The 20,087-nt window shown below is 73.3% G+C and carries 22 protein-coding genes; 21 read left to right on the top strand and 1 reads right to left on the bottom strand.

Annotated features, from left to right (window positions below):
• Positions 1-44: 44 nt before the first annotated feature.
• The 21 genes from FDP22_RS06740 to FDP22_RS06640 all read left to right on the top strand — a co-directional run bounded on the left by FDP22_RS06740 (position 45) and on the right by FDP22_RS06640 (position 18,570).
• Positions 45-1,352 carry a phage major capsid protein gene (locus tag FDP22_RS06740; protein WP_138572488.1) on the top strand — a complete coding sequence of 436 codons (1,308 nt, stop codon included), beginning with the start codon at positions 45-47 and terminating at the stop codon, positions 1,350-1,352.
• A 68-nt stretch (positions 1,353-1,420) separates the two neighbouring features.
• On the top strand, positions 1,421-1,759 hold the full coding sequence (locus tag FDP22_RS06735; RefSeq protein ID WP_138572490.1) for a hypothetical protein: 339 nt from the start codon (positions 1,421-1,423) through the stop codon (positions 1,757-1,759).
• Position 1,760: 1 nt separating this feature from the next.
• On the top strand, positions 1,761-2,330 hold the full coding sequence (locus FDP22_RS06730; RefSeq protein WP_138572492.1) for a head-tail connector protein: 570 nt from the start codon (positions 1,761-1,763) through the stop codon (positions 2,328-2,330).
• Entirely contained in the window at positions 2,327-2,701 is a 375-nt protein-coding gene (locus tag FDP22_RS06725; protein WP_138572494.1) for a phage head completion protein, read from the top strand. The genes FDP22_RS06730 and FDP22_RS06725 overlap by 4 nt, the downstream gene beginning before the upstream one ends.
• Entirely contained in the window at positions 2,698-3,111 is a 414-nt protein-coding gene (locus tag FDP22_RS06720; protein WP_138572496.1) for an HK97-gp10 family putative phage morphogenesis protein, read from the top strand. Before FDP22_RS06725 ends, FDP22_RS06720 begins: the two co-directional genes overlap by 4 nt.
• Positions 3,108-3,530 carry a hypothetical protein gene (locus tag FDP22_RS06715; RefSeq protein ID WP_143972246.1) on the top strand — a complete coding sequence of 141 codons (423 nt, stop codon included), beginning with the start codon at positions 3,108-3,110 and terminating at the stop codon, positions 3,528-3,530. Before FDP22_RS06720 ends, FDP22_RS06715 begins: the two co-directional genes overlap by 4 nt.
• Positions 3,531-3,533: 3 nt before the next feature.
• Positions 3,534-3,956 carry a hypothetical protein gene (locus FDP22_RS06710; protein ID WP_138579678.1) on the top strand — a complete coding sequence of 141 codons (423 nt, stop codon included), beginning with the start codon at positions 3,534-3,536 and terminating at the stop codon, positions 3,954-3,956.
• A complete protein-coding gene (locus tag FDP22_RS06705) occupies positions 3,956-4,315 on the top strand; it encodes a GTA-gp10 family protein (protein WP_138579680.1) in 360 nt (119 codons plus the stop codon). The genes FDP22_RS06710 and FDP22_RS06705 overlap by 1 nt, the downstream gene beginning before the upstream one ends.
• On the top strand, positions 4,276-4,455 hold the full coding sequence (locus FDP22_RS24450) for a hypothetical protein (RefSeq protein WP_138579682.1): 180 nt from the start codon (positions 4,276-4,278) through the stop codon (positions 4,453-4,455). Before FDP22_RS06705 ends, FDP22_RS24450 begins: the two co-directional genes overlap by 40 nt.
• A 7-nt stretch (positions 4,456-4,462) precedes the next feature.
• Positions 4,463-7,777, top strand: coding sequence for a phage tail tape measure protein (locus tag FDP22_RS24445; protein WP_170317613.1), 3,315 nt, complete (start codon positions 4,463-4,465; stop codon positions 7,775-7,777).
• A gap of 3 nt (positions 7,778-7,780) precedes the next feature.
• Positions 7,781-8,509 (top strand): hypothetical protein, encoded by a 729-nt coding sequence (locus FDP22_RS06690; RefSeq protein WP_143972245.1) that lies wholly within the window; start codon positions 7,781-7,783, stop codon positions 8,507-8,509.
• Complete coding sequence (locus FDP22_RS06685; RefSeq protein ID WP_138579672.1) at positions 8,502-9,083, top strand: hypothetical protein; 582 nt, start codon at positions 8,502-8,504, stop codon at positions 9,081-9,083. The genes FDP22_RS06690 and FDP22_RS06685 overlap by 8 nt, the downstream gene beginning before the upstream one ends.
• Entirely contained in the window at positions 9,080-9,469 is a 390-nt protein-coding gene (locus FDP22_RS06680) for a DUF6950 family protein (protein WP_138579670.1), read from the top strand. The genes FDP22_RS06685 and FDP22_RS06680 overlap by 4 nt, the downstream gene beginning before the upstream one ends.
• Positions 9,469-11,586 (top strand): phage tail protein, encoded by a 2,118-nt coding sequence (locus tag FDP22_RS06675; protein ID WP_143972244.1) that lies wholly within the window; start codon positions 9,469-9,471, stop codon positions 11,584-11,586. The genes FDP22_RS06680 and FDP22_RS06675 overlap by 1 nt, the downstream gene beginning before the upstream one ends.
• A gap of 42 nt (positions 11,587-11,628) precedes the next feature.
• Positions 11,629-13,860, top strand: coding sequence for a hypothetical protein (locus tag FDP22_RS24440; RefSeq protein WP_170317612.1), 2,232 nt, complete (start codon positions 11,629-11,631; stop codon positions 13,858-13,860).
• Complete coding sequence (locus FDP22_RS06665) at positions 13,860-15,887, top strand: hypothetical protein (RefSeq protein ID WP_138577674.1); 2,028 nt, start codon at positions 13,860-13,862, stop codon at positions 15,885-15,887. The genes FDP22_RS24440 and FDP22_RS06665 overlap by 1 nt, the downstream gene beginning before the upstream one ends.
• An 11-nt stretch (positions 15,888-15,898) precedes the next feature.
• The gene (locus FDP22_RS06660; RefSeq protein WP_138577676.1) at positions 15,899-16,705 is read left to right on the top strand and encodes a hypothetical protein; all 807 of its coding nucleotides are present in this window, start codon (positions 15,899-15,901) and stop codon (positions 16,703-16,705) included.
• Between the two features lie 11 nt (positions 16,706-16,716).
• Positions 16,717-17,028, top strand: a complete 312-nt coding sequence (locus FDP22_RS06655; protein ID WP_138577678.1) for a hypothetical protein — start codon at positions 16,717-16,719, stop codon at positions 17,026-17,028.
• A gap of 30 nt (positions 17,029-17,058) precedes the next feature.
• Positions 17,059-17,697 carry a lysozyme gene (locus FDP22_RS06650; protein ID WP_138577680.1) on the top strand — a complete coding sequence of 213 codons (639 nt, stop codon included), beginning with the start codon at positions 17,059-17,061 and terminating at the stop codon, positions 17,695-17,697.
• A 1-nt stretch (position 17,698) separates the two neighbouring features.
• Positions 17,699-18,046 carry a hypothetical protein gene (locus FDP22_RS06645; RefSeq protein WP_138577682.1) on the top strand — a complete coding sequence of 116 codons (348 nt, stop codon included), beginning with the start codon at positions 17,699-17,701 and terminating at the stop codon, positions 18,044-18,046.
• A gap of 182 nt (positions 18,047-18,228) precedes the next feature.
• Entirely contained in the window at positions 18,229-18,570 is a 342-nt protein-coding gene (locus FDP22_RS06640; RefSeq protein WP_138577684.1) for a hypothetical protein, read from the top strand.
• Positions 18,571-19,068: 498 nt separating this feature from the next.
• Here the strand turns inward: FDP22_RS06640 and FDP22_RS06635 are convergent, their stop codons facing one another.
• Positions 19,069-20,070 (bottom strand): aromatic ring-hydroxylating oxygenase subunit alpha, encoded by a 1,002-nt coding sequence (locus tag FDP22_RS06635; RefSeq protein ID WP_170317611.1) that lies wholly within the window; start codon positions 20,068-20,070, stop codon positions 19,069-19,071.
• Positions 20,071-20,087: the final 17 nt, after the last annotated feature.

The raw sequence follows: 20,087 nt of genomic DNA, 5'->3' as shown, positions 1-20,087 counted from the left end.
CCCCTTCGGCCCGCACGGCGGCCGACCATCCTCAGGAGACCGACATGCCCGACCTCAACGATCTGCGCCGCGCGCGCGCCGCCGCGTCCGACGCCCTGCAGGCGGCTTCCGCCGCCATCGACGGCCTCGAAGCGGCCGAGACCCCGGACGCCACCGCCATCGCCGCGGCCGAGACCGGCTTCGCCGCGGCCGAGGCCGCCTTCGAGGCCGCCGACCGCCGGGTGAAGCGCGCCGAGAGCGCCGCCGCCGCCGAGGCCGCCGCCGCCGCCACGCCGGAGGCCCCGGCCGCCGGCCCCACCGCGCCCGCCACGGCGAGGACCCCGGCCGACCGGGGCATCGGCGCCGCGCTTTGCGTGATGGCGCTCGCCGCCGGGGGCGGCGACGTGGAGCGCGCGGTGCGCTGGGGCGAGGCGAACGGGCATTCCGGCGCCGTGGCCGCGCTGACCGGGGCGGTCGATGCCGCCGGCGGGGTGAACATCCCCGCGCCGCTCGCCGCCGAGGTGATCGACCTGCTGCGCCCGCGCGTGGTGGTGGCGAACGCCGGCTGCCCGGTGATCGACATGCCGGCGGGCCAGATGCGGCAGGCCCGCCTCGCCGCCTCGGCCACCGCGAGCTACGGCGCGGAGAACGCCCCGGCGGTGGAGAGCGCGCCGGAGTTCGACCAGGTCGACATGTCGTTCAAGACCCTGCGCGGGCTGGTGCCGGTGGGCAACGCGCTGCTGCGCCATGCCTCGACCCCGGTCGCCCGGGTGGTGCGCGACGACCTGGTGAACGTGATGGGGACGCGCGAGGATCTCGCCTTCCTGCGCGGCGACGGCTCGGGCGGCACGCCCACCGGCCTGCGCAACTGGGCGCTCGCCGCCAACTGGGCCGTGGAGGCGCTGAAGACGCCGGAGGCGGTGGAGGCCCGGATCCGGCGCACGGTGAACCTGGTGGAGGACGCGGACGTGGCGCTGGCGCGCGGCACCTGGGCCATGCGGGCGAGCACGAAGAACTTCCTCGCCTCGCTGCGCCATCCCGCCTCCGGCGCGCTGGTGTTCCCGGGCATCGAGCAGTCCGGCACGCTGATGGGCTACCCGATCCTCACCTCCTCGCAGATCCCCGACAACCTCGGGGCCGGGGGCGACGAGACCGAGATCACCTTCTTCGACGCGGCCGAGATCATGATCGGCGACAGCATGGCGCTCTCCATCGCCCTGTCGAGCGAGGCGAGCTACGTGGACACCAGCGGCGACACGATCTCCGCCTTCCAGCGCGACCTCACGCTGGTGCGCGCCATCCGCGAGCACGATCTCGCGCCGATGCACGACCAGGCCCTCGCCGGCTTCAACGGCACCGGCTGGTCGCTCTGACCCCTCACCGCCCGGCCGGTGAGCGGCCGCGCGGGCTCCCCTCTCCCTCATCGCAAAGGACCGCGGACATGACGCGCATCGCAGTGACGTTCTCCCGCCCGCACGGGCGCTACAACCGCGGCGAGGTGGCCGGCTTCGACAAGCCCGCCGCCGACCGGCTGGTCGCGAAGGGCATCGCCGATCTCTACCGGAAGATCGACGAGAGCGCCGCGCAGGCCGCCGCCGAGCAGGCCGGGCGCGCGCGCTTCGAGGCCGCCGTGGAGGCCCGGGTGCAGGCCGAGCTCGAGAGGCGGCTCGCCGCGCCGGCGCCCGCCCCGCAGCCCCCGGCCGAGACGCCCGGAGGCGACACCCCCGAGACCGCCGACACCGGCAAGGCCGCCGCGGCCAGGACCGGCAAGGCGGGCTGAGATGCTGGCGCAGGGCGTGGCGGCGCTGCCGCTCAGCCTCGAGGCGGTCAGGCGCGCGACCCGGCAGGACTTCGGCGACGATGACGTGCTGCTGGAGGCCTGCCTGCGCGCGGCGACCGGCTTCGTGGAGACGGCCGCCCGCCGGGCCCTCGCGCCGCGGGCGGTCACCTTCATGGCCGAGGAGACCGGCTGGCGGGTGTGGTGGGCGCCGGTCGCCCCCGTGATCTCGGTCACGCAAGTGGCGGTGATGGCCCCGGACGGCGCCTGGGCGGCACTGCCCGAGGGCGCCGTGCGACTGCTGAACGGGGCCGAGGAGCCCCGCCTCGCCCTCGCCGAGGGCGTGGCCTGGCCCGCGCGCCTGCCGGGCTCCCCGATCCGCATCTCGGCCGAGGTGGGGCATGCGGACCCGGAGGCCTTCCCGGCCCAGCTCCTGCAGGCCATCCAGCTGGTGGTGCGCGACTGGTACCTCGCCGGGCTGGAGCCGGGCGACGGCGACCTGCCGGCGCTGCAGTTCGGCGCGAAGCTGCTCATCAACCAGCTGCGCTACCGGCGCCCGCAGGTCTGCGCATGAGTGCCCGCCGCGCGCGCCTCGCCTTCGACCGGCCCACGCGCAGCCCCGCGCCGGGCGGTGGCTTCATCGAGGGCTGGGAGGAGGTGTTCACCTGCCGCGCCGGGCTCTCGGTGGCAATGACGCCGCCGCAGAGCGCCGAGCTGGGCGACCGCGTCTCGGCCGGGGCGGTGGCCGCCCCCGTCGCCGGGCTGGTGACGGTGCGCGCCGCCGCGGCCACACGGGCCGTGCAGGACGGCTGGCGCATCCGCGACATCGGCCGCGGGGCGCCGGGCAGGGTGCTCGCGATCCGCAACGTGTCGCCCGCGCTGCCGGGCGCCACGTCGATCACGCTGGGCGTGGTCTGGAACGCCCCGGGGGAGGCAGGCTCATGAGCAGGGTTGACGGGATCCGGGCGCAGCGCGTCCGGGTGAAGCGGCTCACCACCGCGCTGCAGGAGGAGGTGGCCGACAGCATCAACGAGACCATCGACCAGGTGCACGCGGCGGGCCTTGCCAACCTCGACGCGATGGTGACCCGCCGCACCGGCCGGCTGCGGCGCTACTACCGCAAGGCCTTCCGGCGCGGGACGCTCGAAGGGCTGGTGGGCTACATCTCCGCCAAGGGGCGCGACGCGGCCTTCTACGCCCGCTTCGTGCATGACGGCACCGAGGAGATGGCGGCCCGGCCCTGGCACGACACCGCCATCGAGGAGGTGGCCCCGGACCATGCGCAGCGCATGCGCCGGGCGTCGCCCTCCGAGCTCGCACGCACCGGCGGCGGGCGCGCCCGGAGGGTCCGATGAGCTTCGCGCGCCGCTGGGCGCTGCAGGTCGCCGTGGTCGCCCGGCTGCGCGCCGCGCTGACCGGGATGGGCCCCGGCGGAACCGACCTCGACGTGCACACGGCACCCCCGGCCGAGCGGCCGGCGGTGCACCTGCGCGTCGACGGCTGGGCGGTCCTGCCCCGCCGTCGGGCCGGGCCGGGCGCCACGGCCGACAGCGTGCAGAGCTTCATGGTCCATGTCTTCGCCTCGGCCGTGCCCGGCACCACGCCGGCGGCCGAGGCCACCCGCATTCAGGGGCTCGCGCTCGCGGCCCTGGAGGATTGGCAACCCATCCCGGGCGCGACCGGGGTTGACCACGTGAGCAGTTCGGACGCGCCCGACCAGAACCCGGCCACCCACCACGCGGTGAGCCGGTTCCGCATCCATGCAGGAGGATAAGTCATGGCGAATGAAGTCGCGGTGAAGGGCAAGGACAGCAGGATGTCCATCAACGACGGCTCCGGCTTCGTGGAGCTGGAGAAGCAGAACGAGGGCACGCTCTCGCCCGGCGTGAGCGCGTCGAGCAAGAAGCACAAGGTCGGCCAGACCCCGATCCGCACCGAGGCGGGGATGAGCTTCACCACCACCTTCACCAAGACCCGGCCGCTGTTCCCCGGCCAGTCGCTGGCCTACGCGGCGCACGAGTCCGGGGAGCTGGTGCAGGTGAAGATCGCCGACCAGAGCCCGGGCGGCGAGGTGTGGACCGGCACGGCGATGATCGTGCTCGGAGACGAGGCCTCCGGCACCTCGGGCGAGACCGTGGACGTGCCGGTCACCGTCACCTTCGACGGTGCGCCGGCGAAGACCGTCACGCCGGCCCCGTGATGGCGCACGGGGACATCGCGATCACGCTCGCGGGGCGCGGCTATGCGCTGCGCCCGACCTTCGGCGCCGCCCGCGAGATCGAGCGGCGCACGGACTTCGCGCTGGCCGAGCTCTGCCAGGTGCACCGCGCCGGCCGGCTGAAGTACGAGGAGGCGGCCACCATCATCTGGGCCGGCGCCGAGGCGGCGGGCGAGCGCTTCAACGTCGATGACGTGGCCGAGGCGGTGTTCATGGTGCGGATCACCGACCCGGCGCTGCGCGAGGCCATCGGCCTCTTCCTCCTCGCGCTGCTCTGGTCGCCGGAGACCGCCCGAAAAAAGTGGCTCGAGGAGACCGGCGCGGCCGATCCGACTGGCTGACCGCCGTCTCCTCCTTCGCAACCGTGCACCTGCGCTGGTCGCTGGCCGATCTCTGGTCGGCGACCCCGCAGGAGTTCTGGGCGGCGCATGACGCGCATCTCGCCCATCTCCGCGCCCGGCAGGGCTCCCGCCAAGGCTGATCCCCCCATGCCCACCCATGACGAGATCCTCACGCGCTACACCGGCGACGTGACCGGCTTCCTGCGCGCCACGTCGCAGTATGACCGGCGGCTCGCGCAGCTCGACGGCTCGGTCAGGTCGCGGCTCGACAGGATCGACGCGCGCTGGGAGCGCTCGGCCCGGGTGATGCACGGCGTGCGCGGCGTGCTCTCGGGGCTGGCGGTGAGCTTCTCCATCGGCAGCTTCGTGCGGGACGCCGTGACCGCCGCGAAGGACTTCGAGGCGGCGATGAACCGCATCGGCGCGGCGAGCGGTGCGGCACAGGCCGACCTCGACAGGCTCGCCGCGAAGGCGCGCGAGCTGGGCCGCACCACCGCCTTCTCCGCCTCCGAGGCGGCGGATGCGGCCGAGGTGCTGGTGCGCAACGGCGTCTCGGTGCAGGAGATCCTGGGCGGCGCGCTCGACGCCTCGCTGACGCTGGCCGCGGCCACCGGCGGGCAGCTCGCCAGCGCCGCCGACCTCGCCACGGACGTGATGGCGCAGTTCGGGCTCACCGCGCGCGATCTCGCGCAGGTGGTCGACATCGTCACCGGTGCCGCGGTGAACTCCAAGTTCGGCTTCAACGATCTCGCGGGCGCCATCGCGCAGGGCGGCGCGGTGGCCGCGCAGGGCGGGCTCGACTTCGGCGAGTTCGCCACCGCGCTCTCGCTCACCGCGCAGGCCTTCTCCTCGGGCTCCGATGCCGGCACCAGCTTCAACACCTTCGTCACCTCGCTCTCGGGCAACTCGAAGGAGGCCCGCGCCGAGATCGCGCGGCTGGGGCTCGAGTTCTACGACGCGACCGGCACCCTGCGGCCGATGTCGGCGGTGGCGGAGGAATTGCGCCGCGCGCTCGCCGGCCTCTCCGAGCAGCAGCGCACCGTCTCGCTGAAGACCATCTTCGGCACCGACGCGATCCGCACCGCCGCCACGCTGGCCGAGGCCGGCGCGGCGGGCTTCGACACGCTCGCCGCCTCCATCGCCAAGGTGTCGGCGCAGGACCAGGCCGAGGCCCGCATGGCCGGGCTGGAGGGCAAGCTGAAGGCGCTGGCCGCCGCCTGGGAGGGCGTGCTGCTCTCGCTCGGCGAGGGCGGCGGGCTCGCGGCCGCGACCGTCGCCGTGCAGGGCCTCACCGAGGCGCTTACCGCGCTGCAGGAGAACTTCCCGGCCGTGGCGGCAGGTGCGGCCGCCTTTGCCGGTGCCCGGGGCCTCGGCGCCCTGATCGCTGCCACGAAGGCCTCGGCGGCCGCGGCGCGGGACGCGACCACGGCCACGGCGGCGCAGGTGCGCATCGCGCAGACCGAAGTGGCCGCCGCCGAGGCGCAGGTGGTGAAGACAGCGCAGAAGGCGGCCGTGCTGCGGCAGCTGCAGAACGCGACCAATGCGACGAAGGAGAGCACGAAGGAGCTTGAGAAGGCAGAGCGCGCGGCGACCAACGCCCGCACCCGTCTCACCCGTGCGACCGAGGCCGCCACCCGGGCGACCAATGCGACCGCGGCCGCCGTCGCGCGCCTGTCGGCCACCACGCGCATCGCGCAGGGGGTGATGACCGGGCTGCGCGGGGCGATGGCCTTCTTCGGCGGACCCGTCGGGCTGGCGATCACGGCCGCCGCGGTCGGCATCTCGGCGCTCTCCGCCAACACCGAGCGCGCGGAGGAGCGGATCGACCGGCTCTCGGGCAGCACCGGCACGCTGCGCGAGGCGGTGGGCGGGTTGCGGGACACGCAGGAGGCCTACCGCAAGGCCATCGCCACGACCGGCGACACGCAGGTGCAGGCCTCGGGCAAGATCATCGCCGCCAGCCGGCAGGAGTACGAGGCCAAGCGCAAGCTGCTGCAGATCGAGACGCTGCGCGCGCAGAAGGAACAGTCCGGGCGCGTTGACGAGATCCGCCGCCTCGACAGCGAGGTTGCGCGCAACGACCCCGAGCGGATCGCGGCCGAGCTGCGCGCCGGCGGGGCCGGCGAGGAGGAGATCGAAAGCTCGGTGGGCGGCGCGTACGCCCGGGCGCAGCGCGAGAAGATGCGCGCGCTGGAAGAGCAGCGCCTGCGCCTGCAGGTGCGCACCGAGGAGGTCGCGCGCGAGATCGCCGAGGCCCGCAGCGCGCTCAACGGGGTGTTCCCCGACGCGGCCGACCTGCCGCCGGGCGATACCGGCGGCGGTGGCGACGGTGGCGGCGGCGGGAACGGCGGCGGCGGGACCGACACGCCCGACACCCCGAGCACCGCGAAGGGCAGCACACCCGGGAGCCTCTCCGATCTCCTCGCCGGCTCGGCCGACCGCATCGCGGCGCTGCGCGACGAGAGCGCGGGGGTGCGCCGGCTCGACACCGACACCGCGGCGCTCGAGGAGCGGGTGCGCCTGCTCTCGGAGGCGCGCGCGGCCGGGATCGACCTCGACGCGCGCACCGCCGCCGGCGGGCAGACGGTGCGCGAGGTCCTCGAGGCGCAGGCGGAGGCCTACGGCAAGGCGAAGGCCGGGCTCGATGACCTGCAGGCCGCCGCGGCGCTCTATGCCGACACCCGCACGCCGGAGGAGACGCGCGGGCAGCGGAAGGCCGACATCGAGGCGCTGCGCCCGGCGCTCATCCGGTACCTGGGCGACGAGGCGGCGGCCAACGAGGTGCTCGCCCGCGCGATCAGCAAGGTGGACGGTGCCTATGCCGACAGCAGCCGGGCCGGCGAGGACATGGTCTCGACCCTCACCGATGGCCTGCGCGGCCTCGCCGACGAGACCCGCTCCGCCGGCGACGTGATCCTCGACGTGATCGCGCAGATCGTGAGCGCGAACGCGGGGAGCTTCTTCACCGCGCTCGCGGGCGGCGCCTCGACCGGCGTCGGCGGGGCGCTCGGCTCGGGCCTGCTCGGGCTCTTCGGCGGCACCTCGGCGGCTCCGGCCGTCTCGGCCAACACCGCCCCGGTCGCCGGCATGACCGCGATCCTGCCCACCGGCCACGCGGGCGCGGTGATCGGGGTGCGCGCCTCGGGCACGACCCGGGTCGACCCCCGCGTCTTCGAGGGCGCGGAGCGCTGGCACACCGGCGGAACGCTCGGGTTGAAGCACGGCGAGGTGCCGTTCATCGGCAAGGTGGGCGAGCCGATCTTCCCGGACATCGAGAGCGCCGCCGCCTTCGGCCAGCAGCCCCGCGGCGGGGACAGCTACGCCATCACCGTGAACAACCCCACCGGCTCGGCCGACGAGATGATGGCGCGGCTGCGCAGCGAGCTGGGCGCCATCGAGCGGCAGCGCGCCAGGCGCGACGCCCTGAGGGCCTACACCAATCCGCGCCAGTTCCGGGAGTAATGCATGCGCTACGTCCACAAGTGGCCGGCGGCGCTGCCGCTGCAGTTCTGCCGGTGGCGCGACACGCCGGACCCGGTGATCATCGCGGGCACGATGAACAACGCGCCCTTCGGCGGCTCCGGCGAGCAGCGCGCGCAGGTGGCGCTCTCCGGCGAGATCGCCAACGGCGCGCAGGCCGCGGCGCTCGCGGTCTGGCTCGCCGATCTCGACGCCGGGCAGAACCTCGCGCTGCTCGCGGACTTCGACCGCCCGCTCTACGGCTACGGGCCGCAGTACATCGACAGCATGGCCGGGGCCGGCCCGGTGACCTGGCGCGCCTCGGACGGCGCCCCGCAGTACTGGCGCTCCGGCACGGGCGCGCTGCTCGCCTGGTCGGCCGGGGCGCGGGTGGTCTCGGGCGGGGCCGCCGGATCGCGGCTGATCGGGCTCGCCGGGCTCTCCCCCGGCGCGGTGCTCGGGCCCGGGCAGAAGGTCCGCATCGGCCGGCGGCGCCATGCGATCGCGCAGGGCGGCACGGTGGCGGCGAACGGCCGGGTGGAGATCCGCGTGGCGCCGCACTTCCGCGCCGATGTCGCGGCGGACACGCCCGTCACCTATCCCGGCGACATCGGCCTGTTCCAGCCGATCACCTGGAGCGTGCCGAACTACGACCAGGACCGGTTCGGCGCCTGGGCGATGACCTTCCGGGAGGTCTTCCCGGAGGAGCAGACGGAGACCCTCACCCATGTTTGAACCGGTGTTCGCCATCGACCACGCGCCCGGGCTGCTCGCGGCGCTGGACCGGCCGTTCCATCACGTGATCCAGCTCGCGCATCTCGACTGGCCGGATGGCGAGGTGCTGCTCTGGTCCGGGCTCGGGCCGCTCACCCTGGGCGGCCGCACCTTCCACGGCTCCGGCGCGCTCGGCGAGATCGAGCACCCGGAGGACAGCGACGCGGGTGCGGTGCAGACCGTCACCGCCCGGCTGCGCGGCATGCCGCTCTCCTTCCTCGCGGCGCAGGGGCGCGAGGATCTGACCGGGCGGCGGGCCGCGCTCGGCTGGACGCTGCTGGGCGATGACGGGCTGCCGATCCCGGCGCCGGTGTTCTCCTTCAACGGCTATCTCGACGGCCGGAAGATCGGGGTGACGCGCTCCGCTGACGGGCTCACCGTGGAGGTGGCGGTCACGCTCACCACCGGCGAGCGCCCGGCCTCGCGCATCTCCCAGCGCCACGTGCCGCAGGACGCGACCGCGGCGGACACCGGCTGGGGGAAGCTCACCGACATGTCGAAGGATCCGCAGCAATGGCCGGGGGTGGCGGAATGAGCGCGGCAGGGACACCCACCCCCGAGGCGGTGCAGCGCGTGGTGGCCCGGGTGTTCGCCCGCCGCTTCGCCTGGGGCGAGGCGGATTGCTGCCTCGCCGTGGCCGACGCGCTCTGTGCCCTGGGCCTGCCGGACCCGGCCGGGCTGTGGCGCGCGGGCTATGACCGCGAGCGGGCCGAGGGCGCGGTGGCCGGGGCCGGCGGGCTCGCCGGGCTGATCGGCGGCGTGGCGGTGCAACAGGGCTGGCCCCGGGTGTCGGAGGCCCGCCCGGGCGACATCGGGGCCGGCGCCACGCTCGCGATCAGCGACGGGCGCCGGTGGTGGGCGAAGGGCGGGCGCGGCATGGTCGCGGTGCCGGCGCCCGATGTGATCTGGCGGGTGTTCTGATGGCGAAGGCAGTCCCGATCATCACCTCCGTTGCGGCCATCGCCGCGGCGGTGTTCATCCCGGGCACGATCCCGATCCTCGGCGCGACCGTCGCCTACGGCGCCATCGCGGCGGCGGGGATCTCGGTCGCCGGCGGGCTGGCCGCGATGGCGCTGGCCGAGACCCCCTCGCAGCTGGTGCCGCAGACCAGGGTCTCCTCGGAGGCCGCGGTCACCAACCCGAGCCTGCGCTTTGCCTATGGCGCCTGCGACGTGGTGCCGGTGCAGATCTTCCGGCATGTCGACGGCGCCACCTGGTACGGGGTCTACCTGCTCAACTCCCGGCCCTCCGAGGGCGGCTTCGTGCTCAAGGTGAACGACGAGGTGCAGACCCTCGGCGCCGCCGGCGGGGCGGACCCCTATGACTTCGACGCGGGCGGGCTGGTCGCCACCGGCAAGTACGGCGCGCAGGACGGCGACGGGCCGATCAAGGTGTGGTTCTCGCGCGGCGACCACACCGGCCCGCCGGCGCAGTGGCGCGCGGAGATCCCCGACGCCATCGCGGCGACGGATGTCTGGGCCGGCATGACGCTGATGTTCGTGCGCCTGCGCTACGGCGGGGCCACCACCGCCTCGCGGCTCTGGAAGGGCCGCTTCCCGGCCCTCCGGGTGTTCGGCTACTGGTCGCGCCTCCACGATCCCCGCGACCCGGCGCAGGACCCCGACGACGCCGCCACCTGGGGCTGGTCGGACAACGCGGCGCTGGTCACGCTCGACCTGCTGCGCCACCCGCGCGCGCTGGGGCGCGCCGCCTTCCTGGTGGACCGGGCGAGCTTCGCCGAGGCGGCGGAGGAGTGCGAGACCCCCGGGCGCGAATACCGCGTGAACGGTGTCGTCACCCTCGAGACCCGGGAATACGCGCTGCTCGACCCGGTGCTCACCGCCTGCGGCGGCCGGCTCTCGCGCGACGGCGGGGTGCACCGGCTGCGGGTGGCGCGCTGGCGCGCCCCGGTGGTGACCCTCACCACCCCGCTGGGCGACAGCTTCGAGTTCACCGAGCAGGGCCCGGCCTATGCGCGCGCCTCCGGGGTCAGCTCGACCTTCATCTCGGCGGACCTCGGCTTCGTCGCCGACCAGGTGCCCGAGTATGTGACCGGCGCGGGCGATGACCGCGACCGGCTGGAGTTCCCGCTGGTCACCGACTGGCGGCAGGTGGAGCGGCTGCAGCAGATCGCGCAGCGCGCGAGCCTGCGGCAGGCGCGCTTCTCCGACGCGCTGTTCCCGGCCTCGGCCATGCGGGTGCGGGTGGGGGACTTCGTCACCCTCGCCATCCCGGACTTCGGCATCGCGGACGGCGTCTACGAGGTGCTCTCCAAGCGCCCGCAGGTGATCCGCAACGACCAGGGCTCGGCGATGCTGGTGGTGGGGCTGGAGCTGGCGGAGACCGGCGAGGAGGTGTTCGACTGGACCCCGGCCACCGACGAGATGCCCTACACGGTGAGCGAAAGCGCCGGGCAGGTGGACATCACCGTCTCGCCGCCGGGCGTCGCCGCGGCGCCGGTGTTCCGCAAGGTGGAGACCGGGGGCACGGCCATCGACGACCCGGTGCTCGCGCTGCAGCTCACCGCCAGCCCCGCGCCCTTCGTGGACCATTACCAGATCCGCCAGCGTGAGCTGGGCGGGCGCTGGCGCGTGGTCCTCGAGGTGGAGGCGGTGGAGTTCGAGGGCGGCGTGCTGGAGGTGATCCTGCCGGCCACGCTGGGCTTTACCTACGAGACCGGCGCCCGCGCGGTGTCGGACGTGGGCGCCTCGCCCTGGGCGAACACCGGCGCCGTCACCGTGACGCCCGAGGCCGCCACCCTCTCGCCGCCCTATGGCGGGCGCGATGAGCATGGCGGCGCAGGCACCGCGGCGGTGAGCTTCATCGTGCCGCCCAACGCGGCCGGGCTCAACATCTACCGGGTGGGCTCCGGGCTCCTCGAGGAGATCACGGCCGCGCCGGGCGACCGGGTGACCTTCAGCGAGGCCCTCGGCGCGGGCGTCTACAGCTACACCGCCCGGGCGCGGAACGCCCTCGGCGATCTCTCCGGCGCCTCCGCCCGGATCCGCGTCACCGTCACCACCGGCGGCGGCGACTGAGGCGCGCGAGCGCCCCTTCCGAACCATCACAAGAGGTAAGACATGGCAGACGTATCGGGCATCCCGAGCGGCGCGGATCTCGTGCAGGACGGCGCGCCTGTCGACCAGGTGCCCTTCATCGCCGGGCTGGACGCGATCCGCGCGGCGATCATCGCCGTGAACGCCGATGCGGTCGCGGCCGCGGATCTCGCCGGCCGTGCCTCCGCGATCGAAGCCACGCTGACCTACCGGCTGATCAACCCGCAGGGCGGGCCCAACTCGCTGGTCTACGATATCCCGGCGACGTTCACGCTCGATGCGATGCCGTTGCGCGGGCATTACCTGTTCGTCGCCGCGCACACCAACGTGGGCGGCGGGACGTACATCCGGATCCGGCGCTACGATGGCGCGAACTATGTGAACGGAACATCGACCGTCATCCTCAAGCGCGGCAGCGCGGATCTGGATCCGGGCGATATCGTCGCCGGGGAAGTGGTCATGCTCATGTCCCTCGGCGAGGGGCCTGACTCCTACCGCCTGATCGGCACGCCGCGCAGCGACATCACCGAGATCGGGGCGAACATCGCCGAGGCGCTGGAGGCCATCGCGGCGGAGACCGCGGCGCGCACCGCCGCCATCGCCTCCGAAGCCGCGGCGCGCGCTGCGGCCCACACCACGCTGCAGGCGACCATCGCGGCCGCGAACACGGCCCGGGCCGATGCCGTCGCCGCGCTCAACACGCGGATCGACAACGCGAACACCTATCGCGCCGACAATGACGCGCTCCTGCAGGGCAGGATCGACGAGGCGCAGGAAACCGCCGCCGCGGCCACCGCGGCAGAGGCCGCCGCGCGCCGCGCGGCCGACACCGCCCTCGAAGCGGCGCTCCTCGATGCCGGGGCGGCGGCGGCCGCGGCCGTCGCGGCGGAGACCGCGGCGCGGGAGGCGGCCGTGACGGACGAGGCCACCACCCGGGCCGCCGCGGTCAGCGCCGAGGCCACGGCCCGGGCCGCGGCGGACACCGGTCTCGGTGCGCGGATCGACACCGCGACCGGCGCCATCCCGGCGGAGGCCGCGGCGCGCGCCGCGGCCGACACCGCGCTCGGGACGCGCATCGACGGCGCCGCGGCCGGTCTCGCGGCGCTCGACGGCCGGATGGTCGCCTTCGGGGTGACCGACCTTGCCCGGCCGGGCGAGGCGCCGGGGCAGTTCTCCTCCACGCGCACCGGCGATCCGGTCAGCCGCGGCCCGCTGCAGTTCGGCGAGATCGTGGTGGATGCCGAGCTGGGCGCGATCCTCTGCGTCGCGGACGCGCGGGATATTGCCTGGCGCCGGGCGCTGGCGATGGAACGGGTCGGCCGGGTCTATCGCCTGCGCATCGGGATCAAGCGGCTCTCCGACTCGGTGGACCCGGACGGCGATGCGGTCGAGGTGCTGTGGCAGAACCTCGACCTCGCCAAGGCGGCCGTCTCCCTCGTGACCCTCGCGACATGGAGCAACCCGCAGGCGGAGGCCGGGCTGCAGGTGGTGGAGCTGCTGCTCAGCCGGGACGCGTCCATCGCCGGCGTGGACTACCTGCCGCCGGCCCCGACCCGCTACGGCACGCCGCTGGTGCGCACCCACGGATCGGACCTCACCACCGGCCTCGCCTTCTTCTCCTGGCAGGACGTGACGGAGGCGCATCTCGCCGCCCTGGCGCAGGCGGGGGTTGCCGCGCGGCTGGCGGCGCTGGAGACCCTCTCCATCGCCACGCTCACCGTGACGCCGTCCGGGGTGCAGGAGCTGGGCGCCAGCGTCACTCCGACGCTCACATGGACCTATGCCGGCGAGGGCAGCATTGCCTCCGTCAGCGTGAACGGCACGGCGATCTCCGCCGCGGCAACCAGCTACGTCGCCCCGGCGCCGATCACGGCCGGCACCAGCTATACTGTGCAGGTCACCGACACGCTGGGGCGGACTGACAGCCGCTCGGTGACGGTGCCCTTCCAGCCCCGGGTGTTCTGGGGGGCCTCGGCCTCTTCCTCGCTCAATTCTGCCGGGATCATCACCCTCTCCGGCAGCCGCCTGCAGAGCAACAAGACCCTCTTCGAGAGCATCGCCACGGCGGGCGGCTACGCTTATTTTGCCTACCCGGCCAGCTTCGGGGCGCCGTCCCTGTATCGCCTGTTCGGCTTCGACGAGGACCCGGTGTCCACCACGGTCTCCGTCACCACGGCCGCCGGTCACACGGCCGACTACATCGTCCTTCGTTCCCCCGCCCCAGCAGCCGGCGCCATGTCGGTGGAGGTATCCTGATGGCCACAATCAACACCAAGCTCAAGGTCAGCGACGGCGGACCCGCGGCGGACACCAGTCAGATCGAGGAGACCCCGGACCTCAAGGTCATGACGGCCGGGGAACGGACCGACATCGCGGCAACGAAAGCGGGCCTGGTGGAGGAAGGCGAGGCCCGGGCCTCGGCCGAGCTGCGGATCGGCGCGGTCAGCACCGGGGAGAACCTGGTCGACCTGCGGATCCTGAACGCGGATGGCGCGGGCGCTCCGCTGGAGATGACGGACGGCGACGGGCGCTCCCTCGTGCACCTGTCGCGCGCGGGCGGCAGCGGGCAGACCCTCGCGGAGCTCACCGGGGACCTGGTGGCGCAGGGCGCGGAGGCCGTGCAGTTCGCCGATGGCAGCGCCACTGCGCTCCGCGATCCCGGCGGCCGGCTGGTGGAGACGCTGAGCCGGGAGGCGGGCACCGGGGCCGTGGTCGCCACCGCGCTGCGCGACCAGGAGGAGAACCTCTGGATGGCCCGCGTGGAGGCGCTCTACGGCGACGGCAGCGTGGCGGCCTACTACGATACCGACGGCGTGCTGCACCAGAATGTCCCCGCCGGCGGTGTCGCCGGTGACGACGAGATCGTGGCGGAGAGCGGCTTCGCCAAGCGCCAGCCCTCCACGGGAACGGGCTACACCGTGTTCCAGAGCCTCGGCGCCTCCTACATCCACACCGCCGGCTACGACATGATGATGCCGAGCCGCCACGCGATGATGGTCGGCGGCACCGGGCAGTCGTGGATGGACGGGAACGCCTCGAACGGCCGCTTCCTCGACGGCGCGCCGCGCCCGGAGATGGTGTTCACCACGAACGACGGCCGCGGCTTCCGGGGCTGGGGCGGCATCGTGATGACCGCCACCCCGGACGACTTCGCCCCGGGCGAGGACACCAACCCCACCAGCCAGTCGGTCACCGGCCCCTTCGCCTGCTCCCTCGCCGAGCACATCACCCGCACCGGCGGCAGCATGGCGATCTATGCCAACAACGAGGCGCGCGGCGGCTGCCCGGTGCAGGACCTCTACCCGGCCAGCGACCCGGAGGTGATGTACGCCGGCAATACCGGCGCGCCCGAGACCGTGGGCGCGCCCTGGGCGAACTTCTTCACGAAGATGGACGCGGCCATCGCCCGCTTCGCCGACTTCGGCATCGAGATGCGGTACATGTTCCACCTGTTCTGCATCGGGCACGGCAACATCGGGCTGGGCGACACGCCGGAAGCGTTCACCGCCGCGCTCGACCACTACTTCGACGACCTGTTCTTCCCCGAGGTCCGCGCGAAGCTCCCGGGCCAGACCTTCGACCCGTTCCTGCTGATGATCGCCCCGATGATGGGCCCGAGCGGCGGGGACAACCCGATCTTCCGCGCCTGCGTCGACTATTGCATGGCCCGCGACAACGGCGTGTTCGTGGCCGCGCCGAGCGGGATGCGCATGAGCGACGCCCTGCACATGCACCGCGAGACCTGCGCCGAGATCGGCGAGCTGGCCCAAATGTGCGCGGTGAAGGCGCTGGCGGGCGAGCGCTGGCACGCGCCCTCGCTCGGCCCGGCGCGCATCGAGGGCGGCACCGTGGTCTGCGACGTGCGCGGCGCGCATGACGTGCTCATCGACCCCGCGCCGCCGGTGACCGACCGCCACTATGTCGGCGGCGCCCATGACGCGGAGACGGAGACCTACGCCCCGATCCCGGGCAGCGAGGCGGCCTTCCTGCCGGTCCCGCAGGCCGGGCTGGAGCTGTTCCACAACGGCGTGAGCCTGCCGCTGACGCCGCGCTGCGAGCCGCGCCGGCTGATCTGGGAGCCGGCCGCGCCGCTCTCCGGGCTCGACACCGGGGCGGACCCGAGCCTCGTGGTGCGCTACTCGGCGCAGGCCGAGGCCTGGGGCGACGGCCGGGGGTGCCAGCGCGGCAACGTGCGCGCCGACTGGTCGATGGTCTCGCAGTGGACCGGCAACACCGTGCACCGCTGGCTCGCCCCCTTCACCGACACCCTCAGCCTGGTCTGAAAGGACACACCATGCTCCGACGCATCCCCATCGTGCCCGCCATCCCCACCGGCTTCGCCGGCCCGCCGGACTTCGCCGACATCTTCGCGGGCTACGGCGGCACCCTGCTGCTCTGGGAGGAGTTCACCAACGGCCGCGTGGTGCGCCGGGACACCGACATCTTCGTCGCGAACGAGACGCGGGCCGGCGTGGCGCCCGCCTCGCTGCCGGCGGCGGGCTCCACGATCACCTGGAGCAAGGACGGTGTCGGCGGCCTCCCGGGCATCAAGGTGCTGGCCGCGAGCCACATGCAGGACATCGTGCTCGCCCAGCCCTGCCTCGCCTTCACCGTCCTGCTGATCTTCGCCGGCAACGGGGCGACGGCACAGACCGCGATGATGCCGCTCTCCACCGCCGGCGCCCGGCCGCGCATCATGATCGGCACCGGCACGCCCGCCTTCACCGCGCTGGAGTTCGCGGCCACGCCGCAGGTGCCCACCGCCATCGAGGGCCGGGCCTACGGCTACTTCTCCAGCACCGCCGTCTACAACCGCGCCACCTGGATCATGGTGGGCGGCACGGTCACGGCCGACGGGGAGGGGGACCGCTACTGGCACTACGCGCCGAACGGGTTCCATGAGCGGACCGACACCGGGCTCGCCGGGCTCCCGGGCATGGACAAGCTGGGCTGGCTGGGCGGCGCGCCGGAGCCGCAGGCGCTCTCCTACGCCGCGCGCCTCGCCCTCGGCACCGACCTGCGCGCCGACCCCACCAGCTTCGCGCAGGTGGCGAGCTATGCCGAGTGGGTCACCGGCCGGAAGGGCGCCGCCATCGCGTGACCGTGTCCCCCATGACCGCCCCGGTCCCGGAGGACCCCGCGCAGGAGGAGGAGAAGCCCATGCGCCTCGACCGCACCGTGAGTGTCGGCAATCTCATCTCCATCGGCACGATGATCGTCGTGGTCTCCGCCACCTACGCCACGATGAATGCCCGGATCGGCGCGGTGGAGACCGCCGGCACCGAGCGCACCCGGCGCATCGAGCAGCTCGCCGACCGCATGCGCCTCGCCGAGATCACCGCCGCCGGCGACCGCCAGAAGCTCGACAACATCCTCGCCGCCATCGGCGAGCTCAAGGCCAGCATCGAGGCGCGCAACCGCTAGGCGCGCCGCCCTCCACCGGAGATCCCCCGCATGAGAACATCCCTGCACGGCGTGGCCGCCCTGGCCGCGCACGAAGGCATTGTGCCCGCGCCCTACCGCGACAGCGCCGGCGTCTGGACCTTCGGCATCGGCCACACCGCCTCCGCCGGTGGGCCGGACCCCGCCACCCTGCCGCGCGGCATGCCGGCGGATCTCGACGCCGCCCTGCGCCGGGCGGTGGAGACCTTCCGCGCCGACCTCGCCCTTTGCGAGGCGCGGGTGCTGGCGGCGGTCCCGGTGCCGCTCGCCCCGCACGAGTTCGACGCGCTGGTGTCCTTCGACTTCAACACCGGCGGCATCGACCGCGCCCACCTGGTCACGCGGCTCAACGCCGGCGACCGGCAGGGCGCGGCGCGCGCCTTCGACACCTGGCACAAGCCGCCCGAGATCATCCCGCGCCGCGATGCCGAGCGCGAGTTGTTCCGCACCGGCCGCTACCCGGAGGCGCCGGTGCCGGTCTGGCGCGCCGACACGTCCGGCCGCCTGCGGGGCGTGCTCCGCGCCATGCCCGTGCCCGAGCTCCTGGCGCTGGTCGCCCCCGGGCCGGCGGAGCCTGAACCGGAGCCGGAGCCGCCCGCGCCCCGGCCGTCCGTCCTCTCCCGTCTCATCGCATGGCTGAAAGGATCCTGACATGCAGACCCTCCTCGACACCCTCGCCCCCGTGGCGCTCGAGCTCGCCGGCACGCTCGCCTCCGCGCTGGTCGCCTGGCTGGCCCTGGTCGCGAAACAGCGCCTCGGCCTCGACATCGAGGCAAGGCACCGCGCCGCCCTCGACGCCGCGATCATGACCGGCGTGCGGCTCGCACTGCGCCGGGTCGGCGTGGCACCGCCCCCGGCCGGGGCCCCGCCCCATGCCGCGCAGATCGACACCGCCGTCGACTACGTGAAACGCTCCGTCCCTGATGCGGTGAAGCGGCTCCGCGCCTCCGAGGACGTGCTGCGCGCCAAGGTCGCCGCAGCACTCGGTGGGGCGGGGTGACGTGAGCGGAGGTCATTCGACATACACCCGCCTCACTTCCGCCCGGGTATCATCGGGGGATGTGGCGAAACTCAGCCGGAAACAAATCCTGCGACATTTTTCCGGAGGAGATGCGAATTTGCTTTCATGCAGCCACATAATCCGGAATTTTGGTTCACCCTTTAGTATAGGTGGAATCAAAGATGCGTACATTCAAACATGGCCTTGTATTTTCAACGCTTCTTCTGGCGGCGTGCGCCGGTGGCGGCGCGGGGCGGAACCAAGAAGTGATCGCGGTGGGTGAAACGAAACACCTGACCGTCTACATCGGCGACAAGTGTGGTGCGGTACCGACTTTCGAGGAAATCGAGGGACGGCTTCCGGCATCCCAGATCATTTCCTACTCGGATGGCGGTGTCGGAGAGCGGACCAGTCGCCGGTGTGGCGGCACTGCCCCCGGTCGGCGCATTCTCGCAACCGGCGTGCAGATCGGAGAGGAGACCAACGTCTACGAGGCGGGGAAACTGACCGTGATCGTCCGCTAACGGACCTGCTGCGATCCGAAAGCCGAAGCCCGGCTCTTCTGTCAAACCTGCCGGAGGTCCCGCCGCCAATCCTGCGGCGGGACCTTCCGTGTTGCCGGGTACGCCTGTCCGGATCCGGTGCTTCCGGGCGAATCGGGCGACCTCACGGTGATCGGTCTGTATTTCCGAGGCACGTGCGGACCATCTGGTCCGGGGGGGTTATTCCCCGCAAGTTCCCCATATGTTCACCAACACACTGAAAAATATCACCTGACGAGCCTCTCATCCGGCAGCAGCCCTCTCCGATGCACGGCACCGCGGGCCCTCCGGCGGGCGCCGCGCGGGCGGGGCTTCCGATGAGCGGATGATGCCCCGGGCGCGGAACCGGGGGTGGCTGGAAGGTCATGGCAGCGCCTCCGCGCGAAGCGGATGCCGCCCGCTCGGGCGGGGGCCCCGGAGAGGATCCCCGGGCCGGTCGGGCCCGCCGGCGGATGCGGGGCCCGGGCCGTCGGGCGGTGCTCAGACGGCGCCCACCTGCCGCAGTCTCTCCTGGAAATAGGCCACGCCCTGCTCGTGACGCGGGGAGAGCGGGCCGGCCTGGTAGCCGCCGCTCTCGTAATTCTTCTGGGTTTCGAGGCAGACCTCGAAATCCTCCCGCACCACGTCGAGATTGCCCTGGATGGTGCTCTCACGCGCGGCGGCGCCCTCGGGCGAGACATCCTCGAAGTAGAAGTTGTAGATCAGCTCGGTGCGCCGGTGGTCGATCGGGTTGATCCGCGAGGTGTTGATGCCGCCCTCGAACAGCGACAGGGTCCAGTTCGGCCACATCCACATCCACTTGCCGCGGTAGAACAGCCCCGGGCGCGGCGGCGCGGTCATCCGCACCAGCCCGTCGAGCGCCACGGTCTCGAACCGGTCGAACTCGATGGCGCGGTGAAAGGCCGGGTGGATGCCGGGGATGTGGTAGCCCTCCACGAAATTGTCGGTGTAGAGCTTCCAGTTCGCGTCGAAGACCAGCCGCTCCTCGCGCACCCACTGGTAGCGCTCGATGGGCTCGTCGGCCAGCTCGGCCATCAGCGCGCCCAGCTGCTCCTCCAGCGTGCCCTGCGGCGCCAGGGCGACGAAGAGCAGCCCACGCCAGGTGCTGAAGGCGATCTGCTCCAGCGCCCAGTCCTCCATGCGGAAGTCCGGGTCGTCGCCCCACCAGGGCACGTTGAGCAGCGCCCCGTCCTCGCCCCACACCCATTGGTGGTAGGGGCAACGGATGGTCGAACAGCGCCCGGCGCCCTCCGGCAGCAGGCGTGCGCCGCGGTGCCGGCACACGTTGCGGAAGGCGCGCAGCCCGTCGCGGGTCATCACCACGAAGACCTTGTTGCCCGCGATCTCGGTGGCGATATAGTCACCCCGCTGCGCCAGCCGGGAGGACGGCCCGATGAGCTGCCAGCTCTCCGAGAAGATGCGGCGCACGTCCGAGGCGTGGATCTCCGGGGATATGTAGTTGACGGGGCTGAGGTTCTTCACGGCTGGGCTCCTCCTGG

Origin of the sequence: Paroceanicella profunda, assembly GCF_005887635.2 — a bacterium.
Taxonomy (GTDB): Bacteria; Pseudomonadota; Alphaproteobacteria; order Rhodobacterales; family Rhodobacteraceae; genus Paroceanicella; species Paroceanicella profunda.
This window is presented reverse-complemented; position numbering and strand designations above follow the sequence as displayed.

What these genes read in the sequence shown, in the direction of transcription:
- FDP22_RS06740 (WP_138572488.1), top strand. Translation starts at nt 45, where the DNA reads ATGCCCGACCTCAACGATCTGCGCCGCGCGCGCGCCGCCGCGTCCGAC.
- FDP22_RS06735 (WP_138572490.1), top strand. Translation starts at nt 1,421, where the DNA reads ATGACGCGCATCGCAGTGACGTTCTCCCGCCCGCACGGGCGCTACAAC.
- FDP22_RS06730 (WP_138572492.1), top strand. Translation starts at nt 1,761, where the DNA reads ATGCTGGCGCAGGGCGTGGCGGCGCTGCCGCTCAGCCTCGAGGCGGTC.
- FDP22_RS06725 (WP_138572494.1), top strand. Translation starts at nt 2,327, where the DNA reads ATGAGTGCCCGCCGCGCGCGCCTCGCCTTCGACCGGCCCACGCGCAGC.
- FDP22_RS06720 (WP_138572496.1), top strand. Translation starts at nt 2,698, where the DNA reads ATGAGCAGGGTTGACGGGATCCGGGCGCAGCGCGTCCGGGTGAAGCGG.
- FDP22_RS06715 (WP_143972246.1), top strand. Translation starts at nt 3,108, where the DNA reads ATGAGCTTCGCGCGCCGCTGGGCGCTGCAGGTCGCCGTGGTCGCCCGG.
- FDP22_RS06710 (WP_138579678.1), top strand. Translation starts at nt 3,534, where the DNA reads ATGGCGAATGAAGTCGCGGTGAAGGGCAAGGACAGCAGGATGTCCATC.
- FDP22_RS06705 (WP_138579680.1), top strand. Translation starts at nt 3,956, where the DNA reads ATGGCGCACGGGGACATCGCGATCACGCTCGCGGGGCGCGGCTATGCG.
- FDP22_RS24445 (WP_170317613.1), top strand. Translation starts at nt 4,463, where the DNA reads ATGCCCACCCATGACGAGATCCTCACGCGCTACACCGGCGACGTGACC.
- FDP22_RS06690 (WP_143972245.1), top strand. Translation starts at nt 7,781, where the DNA reads ATGCGCTACGTCCACAAGTGGCCGGCGGCGCTGCCGCTGCAGTTCTGC.
- FDP22_RS06685 (WP_138579672.1), top strand. Translation starts at nt 8,502, where the DNA reads ATGTTTGAACCGGTGTTCGCCATCGACCACGCGCCCGGGCTGCTCGCG.
- FDP22_RS06680 (WP_138579670.1), top strand. Translation starts at nt 9,080, where the DNA reads ATGAGCGCGGCAGGGACACCCACCCCCGAGGCGGTGCAGCGCGTGGTG.
- FDP22_RS06675 (WP_143972244.1), top strand. Translation starts at nt 9,469, where the DNA reads ATGGCGAAGGCAGTCCCGATCATCACCTCCGTTGCGGCCATCGCCGCG.
- FDP22_RS24440 (WP_170317612.1), top strand. Translation starts at nt 11,629, where the DNA reads ATGGCAGACGTATCGGGCATCCCGAGCGGCGCGGATCTCGTGCAGGAC.
- FDP22_RS06665 (WP_138577674.1), top strand. Translation starts at nt 13,860, where the DNA reads ATGGCCACAATCAACACCAAGCTCAAGGTCAGCGACGGCGGACCCGCG.
- FDP22_RS06660 (WP_138577676.1), top strand. Translation starts at nt 15,899, where the DNA reads ATGCTCCGACGCATCCCCATCGTGCCCGCCATCCCCACCGGCTTCGCC.
- FDP22_RS06655 (WP_138577678.1), top strand. Translation starts at nt 16,717, where the DNA reads ATGACCGCCCCGGTCCCGGAGGACCCCGCGCAGGAGGAGGAGAAGCCC.
- FDP22_RS06650 (WP_138577680.1), top strand. Translation starts at nt 17,059, where the DNA reads ATGAGAACATCCCTGCACGGCGTGGCCGCCCTGGCCGCGCACGAAGGC.
- FDP22_RS06645 (WP_138577682.1), top strand. Translation starts at nt 17,699, where the DNA reads ATGCAGACCCTCCTCGACACCCTCGCCCCCGTGGCGCTCGAGCTCGCC.
- FDP22_RS06640 (WP_138577684.1), top strand. Translation starts at nt 18,229, where the DNA reads ATGCGTACATTCAAACATGGCCTTGTATTTTCAACGCTTCTTCTGGCG.